The 12297-nt window shown below is 60.5% G+C and carries 6 protein-coding genes and 1 pseudogene; all 7 read left to right on the plus strand.

All coding sequences use genetic code 11. The features are described 5' to 3' along the window. The first annotated feature begins 15 nt into the window (after positions 1-15). The 7 genes and pseudogenes from IEW17_RS13665 to trxA all read left to right on the plus strand — a co-directional run bounded on the left by IEW17_RS13665 (position 16) and on the right by trxA (position 12230). Complete coding sequence (locus tag IEW17_RS13665; RefSeq protein ID WP_188562609.1) at positions 16-1254, plus strand: M16 family metallopeptidase; 1239 nt, start codon at positions 16-18, stop codon at positions 1252-1254. Positions 1255-1264: 10 nt separating this feature from the next. Beyond that, positions 1265-1498, plus strand: a pseudogene (locus IEW17_RS21505) (YDG/SRA domain-containing protein); the annotation flags it as partial. A gap of 97 nt (positions 1499-1595) precedes the next feature. After that, positions 1596-2237: an O-methyltransferase gene (locus tag IEW17_RS13675; protein WP_188562610.1), complete on the plus strand. Its 642-nt coding sequence runs from the start codon at positions 1596-1598 to the stop codon at positions 2235-2237. Between the two features lie 79 nt (positions 2238-2316). Next, entirely contained in the window at positions 2317-5199 is a 2883-nt protein-coding gene (locus IEW17_RS13680; protein ID WP_188562611.1) for an outer membrane beta-barrel protein, read from the plus strand. 271 nt (positions 5200-5470) lie between these two features. After that, positions 5471-7753, plus strand: a complete 2283-nt coding sequence (locus IEW17_RS13685; protein ID WP_188562612.1) for a LysM peptidoglycan-binding domain-containing protein — start codon at positions 5471-5473, stop codon at positions 7751-7753. Between the two features lie 175 nt (positions 7754-7928). Beyond that, positions 7929-11612, plus strand: coding sequence for a DNA polymerase III subunit alpha (gene dnaE / locus IEW17_RS13690; RefSeq protein ID WP_188562613.1), 3684 nt, complete (start codon positions 7929-7931; stop codon positions 11610-11612). A 288-nt stretch (positions 11613-11900) separates the two neighbouring features. Continuing rightward, entirely contained in the window at positions 11901-12230 is a 330-nt protein-coding gene (trxA, locus tag IEW17_RS13695; RefSeq protein WP_188562614.1) for a thioredoxin, read from the plus strand. Positions 12231-12297: the final 67 nt, after the last annotated feature.

Raw genomic sequence — 12297 nt, forward strand, 5'->3', positions numbered from 1 at the left:
ACCTTTGCGCTACTTATGCTCGATTATCACATTTACGAATACCCCAACGGCATCCGCCTTTTACACAAGCAGGTAGTGCACACGAAAATCGCGCACTGCGGGTTTTTGCTTGACATTGGCTCGCGCGATGAGGGCCCGCACCAGCAGGGCCTGGCCCATTTCTGGGAGCACATGGCTTTCAAGGGCACCGAAAAGCGTAAGTCGTTCCATATTCTCAACCGCCTCGAAACCGTGGGCGGCGAGCTGAACGCCTACACCACCAAGGAGAAAATCTGCTTCTACGCATCGCTCCTCAGCACGCACTTTGAGCGGGCGTTTGAGCTGCTCACCGACCTTACGTTCAACTCCGTGTTTCCCGGCCGCGAGGTGGAGAAGGAGCGGGGCGTGATTTTGGAAGAAATGAGCATGTACCAGGATGCTCCCGAGGATGCCATCATCGATGACTTTGACACGGTGGTGTTCGGCGAGCATCCGCTGGGCGTGAACATTCTGGGCACCCGGGAGAGCGTGAGCAGCTTTCAGACTGCTGATTTTCATGCCTTTCTGGGCGAGCAAATGCGCACCGACCGGCTGGTTTTCAGCTCGGTGAGTAATCTGTCGTTCACCGAAGTGAAGCGGCTGGCCGATAAATTCCTGGCGCCGCTACCGGCCCGGCTGGGGCCCCGCACGCGCCGCTCGGTGGGTGGCTACGAGCGCAAAACGCAGGTCGAAACCCGGCCCATTTCGCAGGCACACTGCTTGTTGGGCGGTCCGGCCTATTCGCTGAATGATGCCCGCCGCATTCCGTTTTTCATGCTGAACAACATCCTCGGCGGCCCCGGCATGAACTCACGCCTCAACCTGGCGGTGCGCGAGAAATACGGCCTCGTGTACACCATTGATAGCACCTATTCGCCCTACACCGACACTGGCCTGTTCGGTATCTATTTCGGTACCGAAGGCAAGCAGCTCAACCGCACGCTGGGCCTAGTGCAAAAGGAATTGAAATTGCTGCGAGAGAAGGAGCTTACCACCAATCAGTTGCACACGGCCAAGCACCAGTTGATGGGCCAGCTCGCCATGAGCGAGGAAAGCAACGGCGGCATGATGCAGCTACTCGGCAAAAGCACGCTCGACCTGGGCCGCGTGGAGCCGCTGAGCGAAATTTTCGAGAACATCGAGCGGATTTCGGCTGCTGAGCTGCGCGAAATGGCCAACGAAGTGCTGACCGACGAGCACCTGAGCGTGCTGCAATACGTGCCGGAAGGGAAGTAATGGCGGCCGCGACCCCAAAACCGGCCGCCAGACGACAGACCAAATAGCTACCAGTACCAATCTGGCCCTGTTGCGCAGCCAGGAAACCGGCCTGCCGGTGCGGGTACTGCGCAAGGTGCCAGCCGAAGACGGTGGTCCAGATGTGTACCGCTATGAGGGTTTGTATCGAGTAGTGGGGATGGATTTCGGGCCGGGCAAATCAGGATTTCAGGTTTTTGTATTCCGATTACGCTTGAATTTTTAGCCCGCAGAGGGCGCGGAGGCTTGCGCAGAAGTCGCAGAACGTTCTGCGCCCTCTGCGCAAGCCTCCGCGCCCTCTGCGGGAAAGCTTTCCTATCGATATGACCGACCCCATTCAAGCCTACGCTGAGCTGCACACCGCTCCGGAGCCGCCGCTGCTGGCCCGGCTCACCCGCGAAACGCACCTGCAAACCCTGATGCCGCGCATGAGCAGCGGCCACGTGCAGGGCCGGCTGCTGAGCCTGCTCAGCCACCTGATGCGCCCGCGGCGTGTCCTCGAAATTGGAGCATTTTGCGGGTATGCTACGCTGTGCTTGGCCGAAGGACTAGCGGCGAATGGCCTGCTGCACACCATCGAAATCGACCCGGAGAAGGAGGCCCGCATTCTGCGCTACGCGGCGGCGGCGGGCGTGGCCGGGCAAGTGCGGCTGCACATTGGGGCGGCGCTCGACGTTTTGCCGGGGCTGGTCGAGGAAGTGTGGGACTTGGTCTTTATTGATGCCGACAAGCGCAGCAACGACGCGTACTTTGAAGCAGTGATTGACCGAGTGCGTCCCGGCGGCCTGCTCATCATTGATAATGTGCTGTGGAGTGGCAAGGTGCTGCCCGCGCACACGTTGAAACCCAACGACAAGGATACCCTTTGGGTGCGGGCGTTCAACGACAAGGTGGCCCGCGACGCGCGCGTGGAACCGGTTTTTCTGGCCCTGCGCGATGGGCTGCTGCTGCTGCGCAAACGGTAGCTGGCGGGCCGCGCAGCTGCCGGACAAACCTTAGGCGGTGGAATCCCGTCAGACGTTTTCCGATGCTTCCCCTGGTTCTATGCGGCATTTTACTTTCCTGATTCTGCTGCTGGCGAGCCTGGGCGCTGCCCGGGCCCGGGCCCAGGCCCCCGCCACGGTGAGCGGGCGCGTGGCCGATGGCAAAGACCAGTCACCGCTTATCGGGGCCAACGTGCTGCTGATTCGTCTGCCGGACTCGGTGAGAACCGGCACGGCCGTGGATGCTGACGGCAAATTCCAGTTTGATAACGTGGCCGCCGGGCGCTATTTGCTCGATGCCTCGTTTGTGGGCTACCAGAAATTGCGCCAAACCGTGACGGTGGACGGGCAGCCGCTGCAGCTGGGCACGCTGGCCCTGCAAACCGGTGGCATTCAGCTCAAAGGCGTGGTGGTGACGGGCCAGGCTGCGCAATCGGTGCAGAAGGGCGACACCACGCAGTTCAACGCCAAAGCCTTTAAAACCAACCCGGATGCCAACGCCCAGGACCTCATCGAGAAGCTGCCCGGCGTGAGCCGCGGGGCCGATGGCAAAGTGCAGGCCCAGGGCGAAAACGTGCAGCGCGTGCTGGTCGATGGCAAGGAATTCTTCGGCAATGACCCCGACGCGGTGCTCAAAAACCTGCCCGCCGAAATGGTGGACAAGGTGGAGGTATTCGACCAGCGCAGCGAGCAGAGTCGCTTTTCGGGTTTCGACGACGGCAACACCACCAAGACCATCAACATCGTGACCAAGGTGGCGTTTCGCAACGGCACGTTTGGGCGGGTAGTGGCCGGCGCGGGCACGGAGCGCTACCGGGCCAGCGGCAACGTGAATGACTTTAAAGGCACCCGGCGGCTGTCGGTGCTGGCGCAGTCGAACAACGTGAACGAGCAAAACTTCGGCACCGAAGACCTGCTGGGCGTGGTAGGCAACTCGAACCAGGGCGGCGGCGGGCGCGGCGGACGAGGCGGCGGCGGCGCGCCGGGTGGCGGCGGCAATGGCGGCAGCGCCGGCGACTTTCTGGTGAATCAGAGCGGCGGCCTGACCAAAACCACCGCCGTGGGCCTGAACTACTCCGACTCCTGGAACAAGAAAACCGACCTCTCGGCCAGCTACTTTTTCAACCGCGCCGATAACACGGTGCTCAGCACCACTCAGCGGCAATACGTGCTGCCCCAAACTTATACCCAAACGGCCAACACCAACAGCCTCAACACCAACCAGCGCTTCAATATGCGTCTGGAGCACAAGATTGACTCGGCCAACTCCATTCTGTTTCGGCCCCGGTTCAGCTACCAGCAGAACGAGGCGACGAGCCTGGTGGCCGGCCTTACGCGCCGTACCAATGCCGCGCAAAATGCCACCAATAGCAGCAACATCAACAGCACTTACGGGTCGGACAATGAGGGTCTTAACACCGGCGGCGACTTGCTCCTGCGCCACCGCTTTCCCAAGGCCGGCCGCACCGCCAGCCTGAGCCTGGGCGGCACCTACAGCGAGCGCAACGCCACCACCACTCTGCGTACCATTGACACCGCCCCAGCCCGCACTAATCTCAACCAGCTCAGCACGCTCAAGCAGAACGGCGGCAGCCTCAACGCCAACCTTTCTCTGACGGAGGCCCTGACCAAGCAGGATGTTTTGCAGGGCAGCTACGCCATCAACTACGCACCCAACAATTCGAATAAGTACACCTACGACGTGCTCACCGGCGACACGCGCCAGCTGAACGAGGGCCTGAGCAATGTGTTCGACAACTACTACTTAACGCAGTCGGGCGGCGTAACCTACCGGCACATCATGCCCAAGTACCAGGCCAGTATCGGCCTTTCAGGCCAGTACTCGGAACTGTTCAGCGACGCGCAGTTTCCGCGGCCCGGTATCGGCCGCTACACGTTTGTGAACGTGCTGCCTAATGCCAATTTGAACTACCGTTTCACTAAGCAGAAAAACCTGCGCCTGAACTACCGCACCAACACCAACCCGCCCAGCGTGAGCCAGCTGCAGGCCGTGGTGAACAACTCTAACCCGCTGCAGCTCACCATTGGTAATCCCACGCTGCGGCAGGAATTTCAGCATTCGGCCAACCTGCGTTATGCGGCCTCTAACCCGGAAGTGGCCAGCAATTTCTTCGCCGTACTCTCGGGCTCCTATACCCAGAACCCGATTTCGAACCGCACGCTGGTGGCCGCCCGCGACACCACGGTGGTGCCCGATGGTGCGCCGGAAGTGCGCCTGCCCTCCGGCGGCCAGTTGGTGCAGCCCACCAACCTGAGCCAGCAGTACGCCCTGCGCTCGCTGCTGAGCTACGGCATACCCATCAAGGCCATTAAAACCAATGTGAACCTGAGCGCCAACGCCAGCTTCACCCAAACGCCGGGCCTCGTGAACGGGGGGCTGAACTACGCCCGGGTGCCGGCCTTCGGGGCGGGCCTCACGCTGAGCTCCAACATCAGCCCCCAGTTTGATTTCACGGCTTCGACTACGTCGACCCAGAATTTTGTGCGCAACACACTCCGGGCGCAACTCAACTCTAACTACTTTGCCCAGGTCACGCGTTTGCGGTTGAACTGGATTGTGGGCCCGGGCATCAACTTCGCCACCGACCTCGTGCATCAGGCTTACTCCGGCCTCGCCGCCGGTTTCAACCAGCAGTACGTGCTTTGGAATGCCAGCCTGGGCAAGAAGATTTTCCCCGGCCAGCGCGGCGAAATCAAGCTGTACGCCTTCGACCTGCTCGGCCAGAACCGCGCCATTCAGCGCAACGTGACCGATGCGTATTACGAGGATGTGCAAACCAATATTTTGCAGCGCTACCTCATGCTGATGTTCACCTACAACATCCGCAGCGGCAATGTGATGGCCCCCGCCGCGCCCGCCGATGGCGAGCGCCGGGAGCGTGGTTTCGGACGGCCCGATGGGGGAGGACGCGGGCCGCAGTAGCACGTTTGAGACGTAAGAAAGAGTCATGCTGAGCGCAGCCGAAGCATCTCGCGTGCTTGAGTAAACCAATCGATTGAGTTACTACCCCGAGCGAGATGCTTCAGCTGCGCTTAGTATGACGTACTTTGAAGTGGCCGCCGGAATCATCACCCCACGCGAGATGCTTCGACTTCGCTCAGCATGACGTGTTGTTTAGTTGCTGCTGTTATCATCCGAATTGCCCAAAATTCAGGTTCTTTGTAGCTTCCGGGCCGAACTGCCCGCGTTGCTTATGCGAAATCCTATTGCTCTAGTTTTGGTGATGCTGGCTCTGGCGGGCCCTTTGGCTGCTCAGCCCATTGCCCCAGGCCCGCACCGCGCTGTGCCCGCCGCGCTCGATGTGGCCGGCCTGCACTTGGTGCTGAATGAAGAAGCCCAACGGCTGGTGCAGCAAAAAGCCGATGGCCTACTGCGTCATCAGCCTTCGTTTCAGGCCCGTGTGGACTTGGCCGATGCCGCCTTTCCCATCATCGACCGCGTGCTGCGGGAAGAAGGCGTGCCGCTTGATTTCCGCTACCTGGTGCTGCAGGAAAGCGCCCTGCAAGGCGATGCGCGCAGCAACCACGCCGCCGTGGGCTACTGGCAGCTGAAGCAGGAAACTGCCACGGGCCTGGGCCTGATGGTGAATACGCAAGTAGACGAGCGCCAGCACCTCACGGTCAGCACCCGCGCCGCCGCCCGCTACCTCACCCGCAACAATGCCAGCCTGCACAACTGGCTGAATGCCCTGCTCAGCTACAATACCGGCTTAAGCGGCGTGAAACCCTACACGCTGCCCACCGACGCCGACGCCACTGAAATGGCCATCACCGAGGCCACTTCGCCGTATGTGCTGATGTTTCTGGCCCAGAAACTGGCCTTCGAGCCCGCCTGCGGCCAGAACCCCAGGCCACCGCTGCGCCTGCAGGAGTTTCCCGCCACGCCCGGCCAGAGTCTCGAAGCCCAGGCCCAGGTGCTGCACGTGGAGCCTGCGGCCTTAGCCGTATACAACCGCTGGCTGCTGGCCGCCGCCGTGCCCGCCGACCGGCCCTACACGCTCATCGTACCCGTGGGCGACATCACCCAAGCAGCTGGCATCGTGGCCAACCAGCGCCTGCAAACCAGCCAGGAGCTGCTGGCCATGCCCGCGGTGGCCGATAATGCAGCCGAAGTACGGGTGAACGACCTGCGTGCCCTCATTGCGTTGCCCGGCGAGACCACCGTGGACCTGGCCCGCCGCGCTAACCAGAAGCTGGGCGAATTTCTGCGCCATAACGAGCTGACGGGCTTTGATGCGGCCGTGACTGGCCGGCCGTATTACCTGGAAAGCAAGCGCGATGTAGGAGCCGTGGAGTACCACGTGCTCCAGCCCGGCGAAACGATTTTTGACGTGGCCCAGAAATACGGGATGCGCCAAAAGGCCGTGTATGCCAAAAACCGCCTGGCCCGCGTGGAGGAGCTGCGCCCCGGCCGGGTGCTGTGGCTGCAGCACACCCGCCCCCGCGAGGTAGCCCTGGAATACCGCAGCCTGCCCGAAGGTGCCGCTTTGGAGCGGCCCAGTATGGCCGCCACGCCCGCCGAAACCGACGTGCTGCTCGACCGCGCCAACGAAATAGTGGCCGCCCGCCGCGAAGAAGCACCCGCTGATGCCAGGATTAAAGTAAAAATCAAAGTAAAGAATGGCGGGGCTGAAACCAAGCGGGTGATGACGGAGGAAGCCGACGGATGGGGCGAAGCGTTATCAACGGCTGCGGTGGCCGCTGCACCAGTGCCGCCCGCTACGAGAGTTACGCCCCCCGCATCTGCCCCAGCCCGGTTGCCAGCGCCGGTTTATTCGGCCGCGCCGGTTCCCGTTGTGTCGACGCTGCCCCCGCCGGCTCCCGCCCCCGCTGCCGCTCCCCTCGCCGACGAGCCCCGGACACCCGAGCCGGCTACGGTCCCATCAGTGGTGGTGAACGCGCCCGTTGTCCGTCCTGGCCCAATAGCAGCGCCGACGGCAGCGCCCGCAATTGTAGCCCCCATGCCTCGCGTCCCCGTGGCGTTGCCTGCCGCGCGGCCGGTGGCGGTGGCTCCCAAGCCACTTGGTGCACCGGCCGCTGCGGCTACCCACCGCGTTGGGCCTGGCGAAACGGTGTATTCCATCGGTCGCCTGTATGAGATTTCGCCGGCCACTATTATGGCGCTGAATCAGCTTACGCTGCCAGCTACCCTTGCTGTGGGCCAAGTGCTGATGCTAAAATCATCGGAGCCGCTGCCTGCTGCCGCTCCGGCAACCGCCGCCAAGCCGGCTGCTAAACCGGCTTCCTATCCGGCCACTGGCACCAATCCCGCGCTTTATGTGCCCAAGCCCACAACTTCCGCCCCAGCGGCTACACTTGCAACGCAGCACTCCGTAGCCGTGGGCGAAACCCTGTATAGCATCGCCAAGCGCTACCAGGTGACGGTGGCCGACCTGCAAGCCTGGAATGGCAAGGCCGGGGCTGATACATCGGCCAAAATTGGGGAGGTGCTGCGCGTGTCGGCTGGCGGAAAGTAGCCGCAGCAAACGCCGGCGAAAGGTGGCGGTCCCTCAAAAAAACGCAGCGCACAGGGAATCAGGCAGCAGGCAAATGGGGTTTGGCAAAGCCCTCCGGCCGGGGGTATCTTTACTAAAACCCGCCACCCGCTTATCAATTGCTCACTGCTAATTGATAACTGTTAACTGCCCATAAATGCCCGTTTTCTCGCACCTCCACAGCCACACGCAATACTCGCTGCTCGACGGCCAGGCCAGCATCAGCAAGCTGATGAAGAAGGCGCAGGCCGATGGCATGCCCGCGGTGGCTCTCACCGACCACGGCAACATGTTTGGGGCGTTCAACTTCGTGGCCGAGGCCAATAAGTACAACGTGAAGCCCATTGTGGGCTGCGAGTTTTACCTAGTGGAGGACCGTCATAAGAAGGCCTTCAGCCGCGAGAAAGGGGAGCGCGACGTGCGCCACCACCAGTTGCTGCTGGCCAAAGACCAGGCCGGCTACCACAACTTGAGCAAGCTCTGCTCAATGAGCTTTATTGAGGGCGTGTACTCCAAATTTCCGCGCATTGACCGCGAGCTGCTGGAGCGCTACCACGAGGGGCTGATTGCCACCAGCTGCTGCATCGGGGCCGAGATTCCGCAAACCATTCTCTTCAAAACGGAAGCCGAAGCCGAGGAAAAGCTGAAGTGGTGGCTCAATATGTTTGGCGAGGACTACTACATCGAAATTCAGCGCCACGGCCTGATGAATTTCGACGGCACCGGCAAAAGCCAGGAAGATGTGAACCAAGTGCTGCTGCGCCTGGCACACAAGCACAACGTCAAGGTCATCTGCACCAACGACTCGCACTACGTCAACCAGGAGGACTACGCGGCTCACGACCTGCTGCTGTGCGTGAACACCGGCGAGGAGCACAGCAACCCGATTGGTGATATCCGGACCAATTATTACACCCTGATGACGGGCAAGGGTGAGGTGAAGTACGACCTGCTCGACAACCTGCGCCGCGACCACAGCCGCGACGAAAAAGCCCAGAAGCAGCTCCGCCGCATCGACGAGGAGCTGCAGAAGCCCAAGCCGCACACCCGCTTCGGTTTCGCCAACGACCAGTTCTTTTTCAAGACGCAGGAGCAGATGAACAAGCTGTTCAGCGACGTACCGGAGAGCGTGGACAATACCAATGAGATTGTCGACAAAATCACGCCGCCCAAGCTGCAGCGCGACATTCTACTGCCCAACTTCCCCATTCCGGCGGAGCACGCCAACGGCGATGCCTTCCTGCGCCACCTTACTTACAAAGGTGCTTTCGAAGGCGCGAAACCGCGCTACTCGGTGCGCACGCCCGAGATTGAGGAGCGGCTGGACTACGAGCTGCGCATCATCCAAACGATGGGTTTCGCGGGCTACTTCCTCATCACCCAGGACTTTATCAACCACGGTCGGTCGGTGGGCGTGGCCGTGGGGCCGGGCCGGGGCTCGGCGGCGGGCTCAGCGGTGGCTTACTGCGTGGGCATCACCAACATCGACCCGATTAAGTACTCGCTGCTGTTCGAGCGTTTCCTGAATCCCGAGCGGGTGTCGATGCCCGATATTGACATTGACTTTGACGACGTGAACCGTCAGAAAGTCATTGACTACGTGGTGAATAAGTACGGCAAAACGCAGGTGGCCCAGATTATTACCTTCGGCACCATGGCGGCCAAGTCGGCCATCAAGGATGTGGCGCGGGCCATGGAATTGCCCCTGCCCCAAACCAACGACCTGACTAAGATGGTGCCCGAAAAGCCCGGTACTACGCTGGCCGGGGCTTTTGCCGAAAACCAGGAGCTGGACATGATTCGGCGTGATGAGTCGCCGGACAACCTCAAGGGCCACATTCTGCGCCTGGCCACGCAGCTCGAAGGCTCGGTGCGTAACACCGGCATTCACGCGGCCGGCGTCATCATCGCGCCGGATGACATCACGAAGTACATTCCGGTATCAACTTCCAAGGATTCGGACCTGCTCATCACGCAGTTCGATGGCAAGGTGATTGAGTCGGCCGGCATGCTGAAGATGGACTTTTTGGGGCTCAAAACCCTGACCGTCATCGTGGATGCCATGAATTTGATTGAGCGTAACCACGGCGTAAAAATCGACATCGACGAGATTCCGCTGGACGACGAAAAGACCTACGCCCTGTACCAGCGCGGCGATACCATCGGCACCTTTCAGTTTGAAAGTGAAGGCATGCGGCAGTATCTCAAGGATTTGAAGCCGACCAACATCGAGGACCTGATTGCCATGAACGCCTTGTACCGGCCCGGCCCGATGCAGTTCATCCCGAACTTTATCAACCGTAAGCACGGCCGCGAGGAAGTGGTGTACCCGCACGAGCTGTTGAAACCCATCCTGGAATACAGCCAGGGCATTATGGTGTACCAGGAGCAAATTATGCAGACGGCTCAGATTCTGGCCGGCTACTCGCTCGGTGGTGCCGACTTGCTGCGCCGCGCCATGGGTAAGAAGGACATGAAAAAGATGGCTCTCGAACGCGAGAAATTCATCGAAGGCTCCAAAAACCTGCACGACATTCCGGCCAAAAAAGCCAACGAAGTGTTCGATGTGATGGAGAAATTTGCGGAGTACGGCTTCAACCGCTCGCACTCTGCGGCCTACTCCGTGGTGGCTTATCAGACTGGTTATCTGAAGGCTAACTACCCGGCCGAGTACATGGCCGCCGTGCTCACCAACAACATGGGCGACATTAAGAAGGTGACCTTCTTCATCGAGGAGGCCCGCAAGCAGGGCGTGCCCGTGCTGGGGCCCGACGTGAACGAAAGCCTCCTGAAATTCAACGTGAACCAAGAAGGGGCCATCCGCTTCGGCATGGGCGCGGTGAAGGGCGCGGGCGAGCTCGCCGTGGAAAGCATGGTGCAGGAGCGCGAAAAAGCCGGCAACTACTCCGATATCTTCGACTTTGCCAAGCGCGTGAACCTACGCACCGTGAACAAGAAAACCTTTGAAAGCCTGGCCCAGGCCGGCGCGTTCGATGGTTTCGACAAGCACCGCCGCCTCTACCTCGACGCCCCGGCCGGCGACCAGAGCCTCATTGAGAAGGCCATGAAGCTGGGCCAGCAGCACGCCGCCGCCAAGGAAAGCAGCCAGCACAGCCTCTTCGGCGCATCCGCCTTCGGGGCTGTGGCCGCGCCGCTGCCCAAGATGCACGAAATGGAGCCCTGGAGTAAAACTGAGCAGCTCCGCCGCGAAAAGGAAGTGGTGGGCTTCTACCTCTCCGGCCACCCGCTCGATGCCTTCAAGCTGGAGCTGGACGCCTACTGCACCTGCGGCCTGGACAAGGTGGACGAAATCAAAAACAAGGAAATTGCCGTGGCCGGCTTGATTAATAACGTCCTGTTCAAGACCACGAAAACCGGCCAGCCTTTCTGCACCTTCACTCTGGAGGACTACGAAACGAGCATCAACCCGGCCCTATTCCGCGACGACTACACCAAGTTCGCGCCCCTCATCAACCCGCGAAACTATCCCAACGAGCAGGTGCCGCCCATGTACGTCAAGCTCAAGCAGGAGCTGCGCCGCCACACCCAGGACCAGTGGGACCTGCGCATCCTGACCATGGAACCCTTGGCCGACGTAGCCGAAAAACGCAGCAAAGGCGTGCGCGTGAAGCTCGACCTGCGCACCGTGACCGGCCCCATGCTGGACCGCCTGCAGGACGCCATCGACCATGCGCCGGGCTCCAAGCGCCTCGAAATTCAGTTTGTGGAGCCCCACGAGCATCTAGCGGTAGATATGTTCTCGCGCAAGTTCCAGATTGAGCCCAAGGTGTTTATCGAGAAGATGCGGGAGCTGGAAATGGAGGTTTGTACTTTGATTTAGAACGACGAAGTGAGGGGAAAGCGCGTCCTGCCGAGCGCAGCCGAGGCACCTCAGCTGCCGCAGTAACTCAAACGTTGCGACGGTGTTGGCTGTATCTGCCCGCGAGATACCTTGGCTGCGCTCGGCAGGTCATTCTTAACATTCAGCGTCAAAAACCACGCCTTCACCACACCATAACCAGCGTTCTGAACTTTACCACGCCCACGCTGTTTAACCGTCCAGTCTGCTACCTTGCGACCCGGTTGGCCGTATACGCCAGACTATCTTTAAACTCCAACCCAAATTGAAATGGGAAATAAAGCAATTGAAATAACCGACGCCAACTTTGACGAAATCATCAGCGGCGATAAGCCCGTATTGGTCGATTTCTGGGCTGAATGGTGCGGCCCCTGCCGCATGGTAGGCCCCGTGGTGGAAGAGTTGGCTGGCGAATACGAAGGCAAGGTCATCGTGGGTAAAGTTGACGTTGACGCCAACCCCCAGACTTCCATGAAGTTCGGCATCCGCAGCATCCCCACGCTGTTGGTCTTCAAAAACGGTCAAATTGTTGACAAACAGGTAGGTGCCGTGCCCAAGCACGTGCTTGCCCAGAAGCTCGAAGCGCAGGTTTCGGCGTAAGTTGCGCCGCTGCCTGGCATAAGAAAGCCCCTTACCGGTTCGGTAAGGGGCTTTCTTATGCCAGGCA

The sequence above is a fragment of the Hymenobacter frigidus genome (assembly GCF_014640435.1).
Lineage (GTDB): Bacteria > Bacteroidota > Bacteroidia > Cytophagales > Hymenobacteraceae > Hymenobacter > Hymenobacter frigidus.